Here is a 16,806-nt window from a genome sequence, read left to right as displayed (position 1 = left end):
TATTAACCATTTACAGGCCTCTTTTGCGTAACATTTTTGGGATTGTTTTTTTCATTAACGGGATGTTAATAGGGTAACCAGATGCCTTGAATAACGTTATTATTGGACCATATTTCAGTGAATCATATTAGGAGTGGAGCCATGTGCCAACAGATAAAAACTGAAAAAGTGATCTTAGCCAATGGTGAACAGATATATTATCGTGAGTGCGGCAAGGGACCTGTCTTGGTCTTACTGCATGGCAATATGACCTCATCTTTTCACCTTGAGGAGTTTATCAAATCCATCTCTTCTGGAGTAAGAGTCATCGCTCCTGACATGCGTGGATTTGGATTGTCGAGTTATAAACAGCCTATCTCCAGTTTGAATGAACTCTCTGATGATATTGCAGACCTTTTGAATCAACTCAATGTTGAGCACTATGCCATAGCAGGTTGGTCTACCGGTGGTGGTGTTGCGATGCAGCACTGTATCGATCATAGAGAAAAAGTAAGCCAGCTTGTACTGATGAGCAGCATAGGAGTTAGCGGTTACCCGATTAAGTCTAATGGAGGGCAGGGGGACTACCTAAAGAGTAAACAAGCCATACTGAACGACCCTATGTTTGCTCCGGTATTTACCGCCTTCGAAAATAAAGATAAGGCTTTCGTACGCGGTCTGTGGGACATGGTGGTCTACAACCATAAGAAGCCGGCAGCAGAAACTTATGAATTACTGCTTGATGATGTGCTGACTCAAGTGAATTTAGCAGATATCTATTTTTCCTTGTCCGTCTTTAACTTAAGTGATGACTTTAATGGGGTTTCCCAGGGAAACAGCCTGATTCATCAATTTAAAACACCTACCTTAATCTTACATGGTGATGAAGATCTGGTTATTCCCGTAGACACGGCTCTAAATACCTATCGGGAGCTGAAAGAGTGCGGTGAGCTGGTGTCATTGAAAACCTACCCCAGCAGTGGCCATTCACTGTTTATCGATCAAATTGAAGATATCAGTCATCAAGTTCTGACTTTTATTAAATAATAACTAGGACCAATAAAATGAATAGAAGTATCAAGTTTCACCTACTCTCATTATCACTTATCGGTATTGTTGCAGGGTGTGCAACGACTCAGTATCCAGTGAATAATATGCAAGCATTAACCGTGACAGAACAATGCCAGGGAAGCTATTGGCAAGACTGTGTCGCCTATCCTTTTCCTGTGCAGTATGCGCAGGTAAAAGATGGAAAGGGAGTCGAATGGCAAGTGGCATATATGGATGAGTATGCCGGCGACAAGAGCACACCTGAGACCGTCGTACTTATCCATGGTAAAGGCGTGTATGGTGGATATTTTGGCGACCTGATGAAAGCGTTACTGACTCAGGGCTACCGAGTCATAGTGCCCGACCTTCCCAATTATGGTAAGTCGATTCTAGGAAACCTGAATAACCCGGTGACACGTTCGCTCGACGATACCAGAAGCGCCATTCATGATCTGCTGGCGAATAAATTGAACATAGATAAAGCCAGTTTCCTTGGCCACTCCATGGGGGGGCAGTGGGTGATGGGTTATGCGTTAGAATATCCTCAGCAAGTTAATAAAATAGTGCTTGAAGCATCGGGAGGCATGGAAGAGTTCCCAACGAGTGTCGCTGGTTTGCCATTTTTTGGCGATGAGCAGAAAGATTCTTATGAGAGTTGGGAAGGGATCTGGGGCAGCACACTGAAGAAAGAGAAAGCGAAAACGGCAGAAGATATCGCACTGTTTAACTACTTTAAGGCCAAGAACCCTAAGACTGGGGTTATCATGGACTCTCCTTCCGGCTACTTCATCAATAAAACCCCCATGACGGATTATGTGACTCACGCCCGTCAGTATATGATCGATAACTCTAGTAAGGAGTATGATGTCTATGCACAGACCTATATCCGAGATATCTATTCGATGGGAGTCGAAGTACGGGTAGAAGATCCACGGAGCCTGGTGAAGAGGATTGATCAGATAACGGCGCCAATGCTTATCACCTATGGAGAGAAAGAGCCCTTTATTCCAACGACCATTTTTAGTGGTCAGCAGAGCTTACGTTGGGATGTGATTAAGCCTGTGTATGATAAGTTATCGAGTAAAGGCAATGAGCCAACTGTGGTCATTTACCCTAATGTCGGGCACTTTATCCATACCGATATTCCTGAGCAATTTCATCAAGACGTGATTAAATTTCTTGCCGGAGACAGGATATCCGGTGCAGAAAAAGTGTCATCCTACAAGGCACCGCTGGTAGTGCCACCAGAGGAGGTAACCGCTTTCTTCGATAAGTTTAAGCGAGTTCTGCTGAGTCAAAGTAAGGCTAACATTGCCGCCTTTTACGCAGACGATTTTGTTGAAAATGGCTACGATAAATCTGCATTTTTAGCGATTCTATATAGTCAGATGGCTAAAGTTAAAGAGTATGAAGTCTCTTTAGTTAAGTTTGAGAAAGATCCGAATGTTGCAGATGAATACTTCATCGAAGGCATGGTGAACTTGGGGACTATATCAGTACCATTTAAAGAGGGGAGTAAGGTTCGTAAAACCTCTGAGGGTTGGAAGTGGCTGGGCAACAGGAAGTCCTGACTCTCTTGTTGATCTTTTAGTGTAAAAGTGAAAAGCATCTCATGATATGGAGATGCTTTTTTATTAATGAGGGGGGAATAAATTATCTGCTGTAGTTGACCTAATGTAACAGGGGCTAACTCGTATTTTATTGAGTTGCTCATCTAACTTTAGATGTGACTGAAATAATATTTAGTAGTGTAGATGATAATTTGATAATAGCTGGCTAACTACATTATGGATGTGGTTTTATGTTTTTAGTCAGAGGTCGGTAAATATATTGATGTGTATAATCTATATCAAATCAATGAGGTGAATTGCAATATTAATAACAAGGTTTAGTCGTTTATATTGTTGGGAGGTGTTTTACCTTATAAAACATTAGATTTAAGTTTTAACTGGTGTTTAGCCCCAAACTCAAGTAAATATCTTTTATCTGCTAGTCATACATATGTTGAGCATGATGAAGAGGAGGGGCTGGTCTATCGTTTCATGGATGAAGCAGATCTTGTAGGAGCGGCTTTAGCCGCGAAGTTGTTTTGAACCTAGGAACTCGAACCTCGAATCTAGGATCTAGGAACTCAGTACCTTCCCTCGGGAAATAAACTCAAATCGGTGGCAAATTTAGTCTTTTTGGTGAGCAGGTTGAGATATCCCTTCTATACTTAATTTACTGAATATACTCTCTAATACCCGGATTCAATATGAGCCATACTTATAAGATCATTGAGATAGTTGGAACCTCACCCATCAGTTCCGATGAGGCGATAAAGAATGCCGTCAAGACTGCGGGTCAGACATTGCAGCACCTTAGGTGGTTCGAAGTCGTCGAGACTCGCGGACATCTTGAGGCTGGGTTAATCGCCCATTGGCAGGTGACGCTGAAGATAGGTTTTACTTTAGAACCTGAAGATTAAAAAACGAGGTTTTAGTTGCTAGGCTCTGGAACCTAGCTCATGGCAACTCGGACCTTTATTTATGCATCCCTCGGCAGGCCTTTTTCGACGCTGCGGATCACTCGCTGTGTTTTTCTGTTGGGGCTGGCTTGCTCTTGATCCTGCTTTTCTTGTTGTTGAGCGAGTGCCCAGTCAATATGTTCGATAACCATCTCATCGACCTCTTCAGATATTTTTTTCTGCTTAAGTCCTTCTAAGATCTTCTCTGATGCTGGCGCATTTCCCAGGGCTACCGCTATGTTTCTCAGCCAACGCTTATGACCTATACGGCGTATCGGGCTCCCCTCGGTGATCTTGAGAAACTCGGCTTCGCTCCAACCGAACAGGGTGAGCAGTTGGGGGTGTTTCAGTGGATCCCGGGTATGGAAATCATGCTCATTAGTCAGTGGTGCCTTGCTGTTTACCGGACACACGAGCTGGCAGTCATCACAGCCGTAGATTCGATTACCGATAAGAGGCCGGAACTCCTCAGGAATTGCGCCTTGTAGCTCAATAGTCAGGTAGGAGATGCAGCGTCTGCCATCGACAATGTAGGGTTCTCCTATGGCATTAGTCGGGCATGACTTGATGCAGGCAACACAGGTATTACACCCCTCTACCACTGGAATGTCGACAGGCAGTGCCAAGTCGATGAAGAGCTCGCCTAAGAAGAACCAGCTGCCGGCATCTTGATTGAGTAATAAGCTGTGCTTTCCGGTCCATCCCAGACCCGCTTTGTCGGCTAATGGCCGCTCTAAGATCGGAGCCGAGTCGACAAATGGTCTGAAACCGGGCTTGCTGCCTCCCAGGTTGACCAACTCAGCTTCTATCATCTGTCCCAGCTTCTTAAGCCTGTTGCGGATCATCTTGTGATAATCGCGGCCGCCGGCATAACGTGAAATATAGGCTAAGTTTGGATCGCTCAGGTTAGTGGCAAATCCCGCTTCCGGAGGCAGATAATCCATACGGGCAGAGATCACTCGTGTTGTTCCCGGATGTAATTCATGGGGGCGAGCCCGCATCATGCCATGGCTTTCCATATAGCCCATCCCGCCATGGTAGCCATTGTCTAACCACTGCTGCAGTTGAGGCTCTTGCGCTGTTAGGTCGGTGTCGCATATCCCTATTTGGGCAAAGCCCAGCTCCTGGCCCCACTGTTTTATCTGCAGTGCGAGTCGTGTGAGATCGCTCGGTGAGAGAGTGTAGAAACTAGATGGGCTAACGGGAGTGTCTGACATAGGTAACTAAGGCTAAGGGATACGGGGACATGATAGCAGTATTTGTGCTGTCTATAAATTTCTTCCTGATTAGCTCAAAGAGATAGCCAATGTAACGTGATTGTAAATCATATATTCTTTATACTCTTTATAAAATTAGAGTACCGGCGAACGCTCCCTATGTGAGGCTGTTTTCGGGCATATCGCTCTTTTACCTCCTTAGCGAACAGGTTTTGGCTTGAAAAGCATTAATAATAAGAACAGTGATAGAACCGTGAGCAAAGCTTCAAGTGGCAGTGGAACGCTACCTAACGGGAAAGTGTTTTATGGCTGGTGGATCGTCTTAACCTCAGTAATCGGCCTATCTCTTGGTTACAGCGTCATTGCCATGTCTTTCGGTACGTTTATCAAGGAGTTTGAAGAGACCTTTGGTTGGACACGAGGTCAGATATCTTTCGGTTCCACCGTAATCGGTATCACAGCGATCCTTTTCTTCCCCTATGCAGGTATGTTGGTCGATAGATATGGGGTTAAGAATATCTTGTTGCCATCTACCTTTCTCTTCGGCCTGGTCATGGCCTCGATGTCACTGCTTACCCCATCGATATGGCACTTTTATGTCATGTGTATCCTTATTCCTCTTCTTGGTGCCGGCACGGCGCCATTGACTTATTCTCGCCTGCTCGTGAGCTGGTTCGATAAGCAACGTGGGCTTGCTCTGGGCATAGGGTTAAGTGGTGTGGGGGTGGGGACGGCTATAGTGCCGCTGATCGCATCTTTCTTTATTGAACACTACAGCTGGCGCCAGGCTTATCTTGCTATCGGTGGTTTAATCATTTTGTTGGTGTGGCCGATGGCCAGGTTTGTGTTAGCCGATAAACCCAGTGATAAGGGGTTGCTCGCCGATGGCAGTGCATTGAGCGATGATGAAGCGAGTGCCAAGCGTCAAGCGCGAGTGGAACAGACAGATATTAAGCTTGGTTACACCGCTAAAGAAGCGATGAAGAGTAAGGCTTTTTGGTTGATGTTAGGCTCATTTTTTATCACGGGGTTAACGACTTCTACCCTGCTGGTTCATCTCGTTCCTATGATGATGGATAGAGGTGCCAGCCTACAAGAAGCCGTGGAGACGTTTGCTTATTTGGGTATATCGGTGGTCGGCGGACGTTTGATTGCGGGTTACTTGATGGACAAGTTCTTCGCCCCTTACGTGGTAGCGATCTTCATGCTTGGGCCTATCCTGGGCTTAGCGGCATTTTCGATGGGAGCCTCCGGAGAGATGGCGGTAATCTCGACAGGTCTCATCGGTATTGCTATAGGTGCAGAATTTGATGCCATGGCCTATTTCACCACTCAGTATTTCGGGAAACGATCTTTCGGGGTTATCTATGGTTATAGCTACACAGGTTTTAAATTAGGCGCCAGTATTGGTCCACTCGTCATGGGCTTAGCCTATGACCGTTTAGGTCGCTACACCGAGGTGTTATGGGCCATGTCGGCCACTATGGCACTGGGTTGCGTACTCATTTTATGCATGGGGGCATACCCATCGCTTCCGGTAAGAGAGGTTTCTTCAAAGCTGGGTCAAAAAAGCTCTTTGGGTAATAGAAAAGCGCTAAGCAGTAAATCATAAAGCAATAAATAAAGAAGCTGTAAAGGGGGGAGGCCACTTGAGCCATGGACTATCTTTCTCTGATTTATACCGGTTGGAATGACTTAACTATATTTATGCATGGCGATAAAAAAGGGGAATCGTTTATCGATTCCCCCTTAATTTGCTTATCCGGCTGTGACGTTAATCGCTACTCGGCGAACTGCATAAGATACTGTTTGACCTCATCGGACGCGAACGCCTGCTCGACACTGTTTCTGTAGATCTTGAAGTAATCTTCACGAGTCAGATTGAACTCCTCCATCACCTTGCGCACCTCATCTGTCATCGTGGTGTTCGATACGGTGCGATTATCCGTATTGATGGTGATTGGCAGTTCATCTTGGTGGAAGTCATGAATCGGGTGCTCGCTTAAGATATTCACCGCTTTGGTTTGGATGTTACTGCTCGGGCAGGTCTCTAAGCCGATGTTTTTATCCTTTACTAAGTCGTAAGCCTCTTGATGCCCTGTGATATGGATACCATGACCGATGCGTTCGGCATGAAGTAGTGACACGGCATCATGCACATTTTGGCCAACGCCCTGTTCACCGGCGTGAATGGTGATGCGATAGCCCTTCTCTTTGGCATATTTCGCGTAGGGGATAACGTCGTGGCAGAAGCCCGGAAGCTCAGCACCGGCAAGGTCGAAGGCAACAACCCCTTCATTCAGGAACTCTGCACCGGCATCGATAACGGCATTAATGTTATCTTTTGGAAAGGTTCTTAAGATAGAGAGGATATAATTGCCCTTGATATTAAATTGAGCTTCGGCGCGCTGCATCCCTTTGACGGCACTGCCGATGATCTGCTTGAAGCTTAATCCCTGTTGCTGATGTAGCTGTGGACCGAAACGGACCTCGAAGTACTTTACATTTTCCTTGGCTGCATCCTCGAAAAGCTCAAATGATATCCGCTCAATCCCTGCTTCTGTTTGCATTACGGACAGGGGCAGGTCGAAACGCAAAAGGTACTCTTCAAGGTTTTGGCATGTCTCTGGAGCTATCATTAGCGAATTGATTTCATTGATATCTTTGCTTGGCAGTGAAATGTTTTGCTCTTGAGCCAGTTCGATAATGGTTTGCGGGCGAACGCTGCCGTCTAAGTGACAATGTAGATCGATCTTGGGCAGGTTAAAATAATTCATGAGTCTCTACCTTTATTGGATAGTACCTAAATAGGAACACTATCTATATATTGAATTAAATAATTCTACCTATAGAGATAGTACATATTTTGGATAGTGCATAAAGTTACAGACTTCATAATCAAGAATTTGTGGTTCTTGGTAGAAACTCCCAAACCGTATCATTGGGATTATACGAAGCTATTCGAGGGCCTAGGTTAACATTATGATAAAAGTGTCGCAATATATTAGATTTACAAAATCATTCAAAAATTTTCATTTTTGTCTTTCTTATAACTCTTAATATCAAGTACCTGCTTATTTTAGCCGCCAATACTAGTTTAAAAATTACCTTATTCTCACTTTAATACTTCCCAGTTACTGAACCACCAATATCTTGCTCACAGCCTGTCACTATTAGCGTTTTTTATCCCGGTAACCTGGAGTACTTGGGTTTAGCATTGAGAGCGGATTGTTGAGGGCGAACTACCGACTGTTTTTGTTTTAGTTAATTTTATCGATCAGGTTGGAATCGCTTAGGTTTGAGTTTAGGTTAAACTTACTGTGGTGAGCGAGTCTGCGCTGGCTAACATACTCGTTACTCATTGAGTTGTGTTTGCTCTGATAGTATTTAGCCTGGCGCTTAAGTCAGGTATCTGAGTCGTCTTGTTTTCTTATGGAGTTTTATGAGGTGTTTTGGCCATTTTGTTGCGTTTATTCTGTGCTCATTTCTTATGGGTCATTATCTCTTTGGGAGCAGGGCTGTTGCCGAACAAGATGAAGCGCAATTAAGGTTAATTACAGAACCTTGGGCGCCTGTTTCATATGAAGATAATGGCATAGCCAAAGGATTTGCCGTCGAGCTGGTTAATCAGTTACAAGTTTCAATGGGGACCCATTATCCGGTCGAGGTTCTCCCCTGGGCGAGAGGCTTCTCTATAGCAAGCTCAACGCCGAATGTCATGTTATTCGCCACCTCTGTCGATGAAGAGCGTCGAAAGCAATTTGATTTTGTTGGCCCAATTCTAACAAGCAATATCTCTCTCTACACCAAAGCCGAAGATACCATAGAGATAAATTCAATAGAGGAGGTGAAGAGAGCCGGATTAATTGGTGCATATCGCGGTTCTTTGGGAGAGGGTGTGTTAAGGCGGGCGGGAGTGGATCAGTTGTTGATCGCCAGCTTTCCCCTGCAAAACGCTAAACAATTGATGCGTGGGCGGGTGCGGTTCTGGTGTCAGGCCGATATCGCGGTGACTAGCCTGCTCTCTGAGATAGGTATCAAACCTGAGAGGGTCAAACCCGTATTTCTGTTGTCTGAAATCGATCTTTACCTGGCTTTTTCAAAAGGTACCAGTGATTCGGTTATTACGAGGTGGAGAGACGCGTTAATCAGTTACAGAGAGTCAGGCTTGTATAGCGAACTTTACCATCAATGGTTTGGCGAGCTGAGCGAGCCTGGAGAGGTAAAAATCATCTGGCGAGAACGGTGAACTCTCTAGTTTGTCTCAGTTTTGTTTGAACCTGTATTGCTGACGGCGCAGTTTTTTCCCTCGGACTTTGCCTGATACAGTGCACTATCGGCACGTTGAAGCAGCTCTGAGAAACTCTTATCCTTCTCCTGAGCGGCAATGCCTGCGCTGATTGTTATACCAAAGTTAGCTGCAATATCACTCAAGTCTGATTTGGCGATAGAGTTGACGAGTCTCTGTGCTATCTCGGTGGCTTGATTGAGTGTGGTCTCTGGTAAAATAATTAAAAACTCTTCACCACCGACCCGGCCAACCAAGTCATTTTTTCTCATATGAGCACTGCTTATTTTGGCTAGTTCTCTCAGGGCTTTATCGCCAATATCATGGCCGTAGTTATCATTGACTGATTTAAAATTATCCGCATCGAAGAGGATTATTGCCAGAGATGGGGGCTTAACTGAAAATAGCTTTTCACCTGTGGCATAGGTATGCCTGCGGTTTGGCAGCTGAGTCAGATGATCGGTCATAGCCAGCACTTCCAGTAGCTTCGATTTCTGGGCCTGCTTGAAGGCAAAGAACGAGATAATTAATATGATAATAAATGCCAGAATCAGCACCGCATATTCAAGCTGTTTATTCTGCTTTACGATTTTTAATTCATGTTCTTTAATTCGCTGGTATTCAACTAAGCGTTCATTTTCAGTTTCAATTCGTTTGGTGTTAAAACGTGTACGCATCTCTGTCGTACGGTTAGATTGCAGCTTTGCATCCAGTTCATTATGCAATACAAGATACTGTTCCAAGGAACTAAAGGCTTGTTTCCAATCCTGTTGAGTACTATAGGTCTGGCTTTCTAAGAGCAGTAGTTGCGCCATCCCACGAGTGTTTTTGACTCGAGAAAATGCGGCTTTAGCGTCATCTAGTGCAATCAAGGCTTGTGCGGGGGCCCCTTGCATCAGATGGACTTGAGCTTCGAATAGTTTCATAAAACTGTAGAAGGCTTCGTCATCCGGTTTAATAGAGTGACTCGCTTCCGTCAGGTAGGCCTTTGCTTCAGCCATTCGGTTTAACTTGAGTAATGTACCCGATATATTGACGGCAACAGTACTCGAACCACTCACGCTTCCCTGTTCTGTCCAATACTTGTGAGCTCTTTGATATTTATCCAGTGCTTGCTCATATTCACCCAGCTCTTCTAGCGCTATGGCCATCTGTGTCAATATGCCGGTTGCCGAATTCATATTTCCGAGTTCGATAAATTTTGTTTCCAGCTGCTGGTAATATTTTATCGCGGTCTGAGGATCGCCAAATCTTCGGTAGCTGGTCGCCAATTCTGTCAGATTATAGAGGGCCCAAAATTCCAGTTTCAGGCTGTCATAAAGATGTTGAGCCGTGATGAGATCTTCTAATGCCAGGGCAAAATTGCCCTGAAATGAGTACATGGCTCCACGGACACTGCGTGCATCGGCGATAAGCTTAGTGGACTCAAGTTGATAGGCATCTCCTACGACCTGGTTGAATTCCTCCAATGCCAGCTCGACACGCCCTTGCTGTTGATAGAACCAGGCGCGACAAAGCTTGATATCGGTAAGGATTTCAGGAGCATGTTTGATCTTGTTAGATGCTAAATAAGTATTAGCAAGCTCGATAGCCAGGGCTCTTTGTTTCTCATCGGCAGGATCATGATTCCAGCAAAGCGCACTTTGTAATCTAAGGTAATGGGGAGTGTCGTCGGGGGATATTTGTGTTTTAAGATACTCAAGCTTTCGGGTTAACTCGGCAGGCTCTATCACCATACCGCTCTCTATCTCGGTCAGAATATCATCGACACTGGTTTGTTCAATGGCGAGCAAAGAGGGTGAAAAAAGCGCAGAACAGAGGCCGATATTCATCAGCAAAAAATAAACTCTATTCAGCCATCGTTTTTTCATTTTATTTAACTAATGCCTTTGATCTTATTCATCATTTAACCTTAGCATATGAGTTTCCCCATTCGCATATTTTTATTGCATGCATTAACCATCAATTAGGTTTTAATCAATGAGTTTTATGTCGAGTAATACTACACCTACATATAGGCAGCTGTATACTTTTGTGTTATTGGCCGGTGTTATGGTTAATAGACTTTTGCATTTGAGATGGTCTGAAGGTATAAATGCACGCTTCAATTAACCGAACATGAGTGAGTTGCTGTTGTGAGATTAGTTTTTGCGAGCATATTGTTGTTAATGTGTGGGCCGGCAATGGCGAAATCGAATCTGGAAAAGTCCGGGGATATATTGCACCTGTTGCTCCCTGCCGCCACTTTTGGTGCGACATTAGTCTATGAAGATGACTTTGAGGGGAGCTGGCAACTTATCAAGACGGGTGTGGTTTCTCGTATTGCTGTCGAAGGGCTAAAATATGCGATAGACAAAGAGCGTCCCGATGGTTCCGATATGGACTCATTTCCCTCTGGCCACACCGCCGATACCTTCGCCGCCGCGACATTTGTACAGCAGCGCTATGGTTGGGAGTGGGCAATCCCCGCTTATGTCGGAGCCGCTTATGTTGGCTACACCCGTGTTGCCAGCGATCAACACCATGTAGAAGATGTACTTGTCGGTGCCGCCATCGGCGTACTATCCGGTTTGTATTTTACCGACCCTTATAAAGGCATCAGCATTACCCCAATTGCAGGGAATGGGAATTACGGCCTGTATGTGAGTGGAAAGTTCTAAAGGAGATGCTGGCAAGGGTTGGCATTTGACCCGTATTCGACGATGCAGAGTCGGGTACATAAACGAATAATTTTAAACGATACCGAGTTAACTATGACTGATATTTCTGTTGAATATAAAGCGCGCGTAGAGCAAGTTTCACTGAACGTATGTAACACCGTTATTCCTATGGAACAGCTTCCTGAAAACCTGATGGAGGCCTATGCCAATCTGTGTAACGAACTGCTCGAAGACAATGATGAGAAGTTTGCTAAAGGTTGGGAAGCGCTGCCAAAGAGCGCACAAGCCTTGTTGCCAAGGGAAGACTTTCACGGTTTCTATATCGCCAATGCCTGGTTGCAGTTGAGCCGTGTCGCTCAAGATATCTCTGATATGGCCGACAGCGATGAGGCCATCGACGAAAAGGAATACAACGGTATCTTTGCCCGTATCTCCGATGAGTCACTGAAAGAGAGCGCCAAGAAACTGAAGAAATCCCGTACCGACAGAGCCCTGCTTAACAGCATTCGTGCGGTAATCGACGGAAAGTAATCATCTCCCTAGTATGAGGTGTTAATCCTTTTACAGGGTGCTGATTGAGGCTATGGGAAACCATGGCCTTTTTTGTATCTTGCTTTTACTTGGCGACTTGTCGAATAACAAGTCTGATTAATATTTTCTTATTGGTTCATTTTACTTTATTCGTATTTATCTTGGTTATTGTCTACCTAAGTCCAATTTTAATTAATCACCTGCCGTGGGCTTATGTGCAAACACTTCAGTGACACGCTGTGAAGCCATCCCTGGCCGCTCTGCGGTTTCATCCCTGAAACCGAAGGTCACTGCCGCGTTTACACCTGGGTGTTTATCTCTTCGATTAAGGTTTGTTATCGAATAATCAACATGTTCAGTTAGTTATAAATGTGATATTTTTTAGTGGCCTACGATAACTGGATAATAGAATGCCAAATAATAGAACCTACAAGTTTACTTGGGAAGATTCGGTCACTCTAGAATGTGGTACTGAATTTAGCTCTGATAAGTTAGGGCGAGCGAGATATGCTAACTTCCTTACTAATTTTCTTGTAGGTGAAGCATCGAAAGGGTATGTGCTAAATCTAAACTCTGGTTGGGGAACGGGTAAAACCTATTTCCTCAAACGCTGGCAAGATTCTATAAATGAATGGCATCCAACAGTTTATATTGATGCTTGGAAACAGGATTTTTCGAATGATCCCATGTTAGCTGTTGTGAGCTCTATAATTTCACAGCTCCGTAATCAATCTCAGGATAACGTTGAACAAAAAATATTGGATATTGGCAGTAAAGTTTGGGGGTTTTGTAAGCAAGCAACTCCCGAAGTCACTAAGGCAGTAGTTAAGAAGCTCAGTGGTATAGATGTAGATAAGGTTATAGATGAAAGCGAAGAGGATAACCTATTTGAGAGCAAAGACTTTGCAGATGCTTCAGGCAAGTTGGTCGCTGCAATTATTAAAGATCACAGTGCAAAATTGAAAAGTATCGAGGATTTTAAGAAAGCGATAACTGCATTTATCAGTGACACTCTTAGTAGTTCGGAGAAAAGTAATCCAACATTTATATTCATTGATGAGCTTGATAGGTGCCGTCCATCTTATGCAGTAGAAATGCTTGAAGTTATTAAGCACTTTTTCGATATGCCTAACGTCATCTTTGTCGTTGCTACGGATACTGAACAGCTTCAGCATGCCGTAAAGGCTGTTTACGGAAATGGGTTTAATGCAAATGTATATTTAGGCCGATTCTTTCAAAGACGCTGCACGTTGCAAGAGCAACCAAGAGTAGACTTTATTCAGAACAAACTAGCCAATTTAACTGAGGCACAACTCGGGAGTCTCAGTGAACTCGTTTGGCCATCAATTGATAATGACATTGGGTATCTGGCTTACTTAATTGGTTCCATAACTGACGTTTTTTCTTTACCTCTACGTGAAACAGAACAGCTAATCGATAAGGTTAAGGCTGTGATATTTACTCTCGAAACCAAAAAAATCGATATCTTACTCCTATGCTCCCTAATGATTATTCATGACAGATATTTTGATTACTATCAAAATATTATGGATGAAAAACATCCGAAAGGAATGGATGATTATTGTTATGTTCCTAGGATTATTCAAGCAATTATGCGTAAAGAAGACTTCGGGAAGTCAATTGAATTAAAGTTGAGTATTTCTAAGCATATCAAGAATGGCGTAGTATCTAGAGGAGATAGGGGCTATTCAATTCGTTTTGAAGACGGGAAGCACTCGATGAACTATTGCGCGTTATTATCTATTCAACTCGAAACACTACACAGTAGCAGAAATATAAATCACTACGATGAGATTACTAACACTGTTTCAGGTCCCGGAAATAAATCTGCGCATGTTCAAAATGTTGTAGGCGTTGAATTAGCTAGCTTAGAGCAATCAAAAAGTGATTATAAAAACTGGGTAGAACTAGCCACCTCTTTTGATGCCTAATATCACTCTCAGTTATCAACTCTTTGTGTTTAACCATTGTGCCTCCAGGTACATTATTCCCCGTTGGAAGTTGCCGAAGTGTGTTGAAGAAAATAGCGTGAGACCGACATGGATGTCGGGCTAGTTTTCGGGGGGCATGGACGCCCCATCGGAAACGTTAGTTATTTTGAAAACGGACTTCGGCCCGTACTCAATGCATGTAACTTCGCTGGGGCGTCATAGGTGGATGCAAGGAGGATAAGGACGAGCAGTCCTCCTTGCCCGGTGTGGTACGGAGTACCACGACTTTACTCCAAACGAAGTTTGGGTGATCCCACCGCGGAAAGCGATAAGTATCATTGAAGCTTAGAGCTTCTGGAAATAGCTCTATACCGATGAGAGCCTGCTGCTAGTTAAGAATATTCTTGGTTTATTCGGGCAAAAAAAAGCTACCGATATTACCTGGTAGCTTTAATCTTTCTCGAAGCTCGAAGCTCGAAGCTCCAAAATATTCGCGGCTAAAGCCGCTCCTACATAGATAATGTCTCACTCCTGCAATAACGCCTGTAACTCGAACCTCGAAAGAGTTAGAACGACGTTCTCTTATAACGTCGATACTCTGCGGTCCAGAAGTTGTCTTCGATAGACTGCTCGAGTAGCTCATCGGTACAGGGGAGGGCGTGTCCTTGCTCGATGGCAACCTTACCTACGGCAAGGGCGATATGTTTACTTACCTTGTGGATCTCTTCCAGCGGTGGTAGCAGTGGGCCTTCGCCATTGAGTGCAAGTGGTGAACACTCGGCTAACGCACGACTCGATGCCATCAGCATCTCATTGCTGACTCGTTTGGCTCCGGCGGCTAAGACTCCCAGACCTATGCCCGGGAAGATATAGCTGTTATTACACTGGGCAATTTCAAAGGTTTCATCTTCCACGACGACGGGCTCGAATGGGCTACCCGTTGCAACGAGTGCCTGACCCTTAGTCCAGTGCAGGAGATCTTTCGGTGTGGCTTCGACGCGGCTCGTTGGGTTAGATAGCGGGAAGACGATTGGGCGAGGACAATGGCTATGCATCGCCTTGATTATCTCCTCACTGAATACGCCGGGTGCGCCTGATACGCCAATTAATACGGTTGGTTTAGCGTTGTTGACGACATCCAGCAGTGAGATGTTTTCACTGAAATTATCCCAGTTTTCAATATCATCACATTTCTGCGCCAGCTTTTGCTGAAATGGCAACAGAGTCGGCATATTATTCTGCAGTAAGCCCCAGCGGTCGACCATAAAGATTTGTGTGCGTGCCTGTTGTTCGCTGAGCCCTTCAGCGATCATTTGTGCCACTATGGCTTCGGCAATACCGCAACCGGCAGAGCCTGCGCCGAGGAAGGTGACGCGTTGATCACTTAGCTTAGTTTTTGCCGCTTTACAGGCCGCCAATAGTGAACCAACGGTGACAGCCGCCGTACCTTGAACATCATCGTTGAAGCAGCAATATTGATCTTTATATCGCTCCAGCAGTGGCATGGCATTTTTTTGTGCAAAATCTTCAAATTGAATCAAAGCATCGGGCCAGCGGCGATGTACCGCCTGCATAAAGGCTTCGACAAACTCGTTATATTCTTCGCCACCGATGCGCTGATGGCGCCAGCCCATGTACATAGGATCTTCTAGCAGATTAGGGTTATCGGTTCCGACATCGAGTGTGATGGGTAGGGTATAGGCGGGACTGATGCCACCACAGCTGGTGTAGAGTGATAGCTTACCAATCGGGATCCCCATACCACCGATACCTTGGTCTCCCAGACCCAGAATACGCTCACCGTCGGTGACCACAATAATTTTTACTTTCTGACGGGTAGAGTTATTTAAAAGATCATCGATGCGATCTTTATTTGGGTAGGAGATAAACAGGCCACGGTTACGACGATAGTTTTTTGAGAAACGTTCACAGGCCATCCCCACAGTAGGGGTATAGATGATCGGCATCATCTCGGTGATATGATTCTGAACCAGACGATAGTAGAGAGTCTCGTTGGTGTCTTGGATATTTCTCAGATAGATATGTTTGTCGAGATCGTTAGTGAAATTAGTGTATTGGTCATAGGCTCGAGAGGCTTGCTCCTCGATGGTTTCAATCACATGGGGAAGCAGGCCTTCCAGGTTGAAAAAAACTCGTTCTTCGTCGGTGAATGCGCTGCCCTTGTTGATCAAAGGGGCTTCGAGAATAGCTGGACCTGCGAATGGAAGGTAGAGCGGGCGTTTGTGATCGTCCATGGGTAACCTTTATGATGTTTTTAGTTATTTAGGATGCTGTTTTCTATGCTTGGAAAGACTAACACAAAGTGTGATCTTTGTTCTGTTTTCGCAGGCTGATTTTCGATTATTTTTCTCTTATCTGTTTAAAACGCGCTAATACCAATTGCATTAAGTATCTGACCATTCAGCGAGAATTCAAGGCCCTGTAGGCAAGTAGGATGATTGAAGCTAATAGTTATTCTCGGCAACAAGCTCCTGCGTTGCTCTACCTCCTAAATCCATTTAGTCGTATATCGAAAGCATCCAGTGCAGCATAAAGGGCTTTGCCCTCTGCTTTAAACATCAGTCGCACTAAGTGAGCCCCCTCAGGCTTCCTTAAAAAGGAG

Annotated in this window: 12 protein-coding genes and 1 riboswitch; of the genes, 8 read left to right on the top strand and 4 right to left on the bottom strand. The window is 44.7% G+C overall.

Translation table 11 applies throughout. The annotated features are described in order from the left end of the window. Window positions 1-141 precede the first annotated feature (141 nt). The 3 genes from phaZ (at window position 142) to EKG38_RS03720 (ending at window position 3,496) form a co-directional block, all read left to right on the top strand. Entirely contained in the window at window positions 142-1,026 is an 885-nt protein-coding gene (phaZ, locus tag EKG38_RS03730; protein WP_126518840.1) for an intracellular short-chain-length polyhydroxyalkanoate depolymerase, read from the top strand. A 17-nt stretch (window positions 1,027-1,043) separates the two neighbouring features. Next, a complete protein-coding gene (locus tag EKG38_RS03725; protein WP_126518838.1) occupies window positions 1,044-2,600 on the top strand; it encodes an alpha/beta fold hydrolase in 1,557 nt (518 codons plus the stop codon). A gap of 683 nt (window positions 2,601-3,283) precedes the next feature. Continuing rightward, window positions 3,284-3,496: a dodecin gene (locus EKG38_RS03720; RefSeq protein WP_012143861.1), complete on the top strand. Its 213-nt coding sequence runs from the start codon at window positions 3,284-3,286 to the stop codon at window positions 3,494-3,496. A 59-nt stretch (window positions 3,497-3,555) separates the two neighbouring features. Here the strand turns inward: EKG38_RS03720 and queG are convergent, their stop codons facing one another. Then, entirely contained in the window at window positions 3,556-4,752 is a 1,197-nt protein-coding gene (gene queG / locus EKG38_RS03715) for a tRNA epoxyqueuosine(34) reductase QueG (RefSeq protein WP_126518836.1), read from the bottom strand. Window positions 4,753-4,969: 217 nt separating this feature from the next. Between queG and EKG38_RS03710 the strand changes: the two genes are divergently transcribed. Then, window positions 4,970-6,364 (top strand): MFS transporter, encoded by a 1,395-nt coding sequence (locus EKG38_RS03710; protein ID WP_126518834.1) that lies wholly within the window; start codon window positions 4,970-4,972, stop codon window positions 6,362-6,364. A 169-nt stretch (window positions 6,365-6,533) separates the two neighbouring features. On the opposite strand, the gene add is transcribed toward EKG38_RS03710, so the two are convergent. Beyond that, complete coding sequence (gene add, locus EKG38_RS03705) at window positions 6,534-7,529, bottom strand: adenosine deaminase (protein ID WP_126518832.1); 996 nt, start codon at window positions 7,527-7,529, stop codon at window positions 6,534-6,536. A 98-nt stretch (window positions 7,530-7,627) separates the two neighbouring features. Continuing rightward, window positions 7,628-7,727: riboswitch (purine riboswitch) on the bottom strand. Window positions 7,728-8,194: 467 nt separating this feature from the next. On the opposite strand from add, the gene EKG38_RS03700 reads away from it, so the two are divergent. Beyond that, window positions 8,195-9,001: a substrate-binding periplasmic protein gene (locus tag EKG38_RS03700; protein ID WP_126518830.1), complete on the top strand. Its 807-nt coding sequence runs from the start codon at window positions 8,195-8,197 to the stop codon at window positions 8,999-9,001. Window positions 9,002-9,006: 5 nt separating this feature from the next. Here the strand turns inward: EKG38_RS03700 and EKG38_RS03695 are convergent, their stop codons facing one another. After that, on the bottom strand, window positions 9,007-10,911 hold the full coding sequence (locus EKG38_RS03695) for a GGDEF domain-containing protein (protein WP_126518828.1): 1,905 nt from the start codon (window positions 10,909-10,911) through the stop codon (window positions 9,007-9,009). 312 nt (window positions 10,912-11,223) lie between these two features. Here EKG38_RS03695 and EKG38_RS03690 point away from each other — a divergent pair, with 312 nt between their 5' ends. From EKG38_RS03690 to EKG38_RS03680, 3 genes are all read left to right on the top strand, one after another. Beyond that, window positions 11,224-11,700, top strand: coding sequence for a phosphatase PAP2 family protein (locus tag EKG38_RS03690; protein ID WP_439332637.1), 477 nt, complete (start codon window positions 11,224-11,226; stop codon window positions 11,698-11,700). A 93-nt stretch (window positions 11,701-11,793) separates the two neighbouring features. Further along, window positions 11,794-12,231, top strand: coding sequence for a DUF3069 domain-containing protein (locus EKG38_RS03685; protein WP_126518825.1), 438 nt, complete (start codon window positions 11,794-11,796; stop codon window positions 12,229-12,231). Window positions 12,232-12,641: 410 nt separating this feature from the next. After that, on the top strand, window positions 12,642-14,183 hold the full coding sequence (locus EKG38_RS03680; RefSeq protein ID WP_126518823.1) for a KAP family P-loop NTPase fold protein: 1,542 nt from the start codon (window positions 12,642-12,644) through the stop codon (window positions 14,181-14,183). Between the two features lie 566 nt (window positions 14,184-14,749). Here the strand turns inward: EKG38_RS03680 and EKG38_RS03675 are convergent. Beyond that, window positions 14,750-16,438, bottom strand: coding sequence for an NAD-dependent malic enzyme (locus tag EKG38_RS03675; RefSeq protein WP_126518821.1), 1,689 nt, complete (start codon window positions 16,436-16,438; stop codon window positions 14,750-14,752). Window positions 16,439-16,806: the final 368 nt, after the last annotated feature.

Source organism: Shewanella canadensis (genome assembly GCF_003966225.1).
Taxonomy (GTDB): domain Bacteria; phylum Pseudomonadota; class Gammaproteobacteria; order Enterobacterales; family Shewanellaceae; genus Shewanella; species Shewanella canadensis.
The sequence above is the reverse complement of the archived record's forward strand: the minus strand, read 5'-3'. Positions and strand labels throughout refer to the sequence as shown.

Bases quoted from the DNA above. Each gene is read 5' to 3' on its own strand.
- add (WP_126518832.1), bottom strand. From the start codon at position 7,529: ATGAATTATTTTAACCTGCCCAAGATCGATCTACATTGTCACTTAGAC.
- phaZ (WP_126518840.1), top strand. From the start codon at position 142: ATGTGCCAACAGATAAAAACTGAAAAAGTGATCTTAGCCAATGGTGAA.
- EKG38_RS03675 (WP_126518821.1), bottom strand. From the start codon at position 16,438: ATGGACGATCACAAACGCCCGCTCTACCTTCCATTCGCAGGTCCAGCT.
- EKG38_RS03720 (WP_012143861.1), top strand. From the start codon at position 3,284: ATGAGCCATACTTATAAGATCATTGAGATAGTTGGAACCTCACCCATC.
- EKG38_RS03700 (WP_126518830.1), top strand. From the start codon at position 8,195: ATGAGGTGTTTTGGCCATTTTGTTGCGTTTATTCTGTGCTCATTTCTT.
- EKG38_RS03680 (WP_126518823.1), top strand. From the start codon at position 12,642: ATGCCAAATAATAGAACCTACAAGTTTACTTGGGAAGATTCGGTCACT.
- EKG38_RS03690 (WP_439332637.1), top strand. From the start codon at position 11,224: ATGGCGAAATCGAATCTGGAAAAGTCCGGGGATATATTGCACCTGTTG.
- queG (WP_126518836.1), bottom strand. From the start codon at position 4,752: ATGTCAGACACTCCCGTTAGCCCATCTAGTTTCTACACTCTCTCACCG.
- EKG38_RS03685 (WP_126518825.1), top strand. From the start codon at position 11,794: ATGACTGATATTTCTGTTGAATATAAAGCGCGCGTAGAGCAAGTTTCA.
- EKG38_RS03695 (WP_126518828.1), bottom strand. From the start codon at position 10,911: ATGAAAAAACGATGGCTGAATAGAGTTTATTTTTTGCTGATGAATATC.
- EKG38_RS03725 (WP_126518838.1), top strand. From the start codon at position 1,044: ATGAATAGAAGTATCAAGTTTCACCTACTCTCATTATCACTTATCGGT.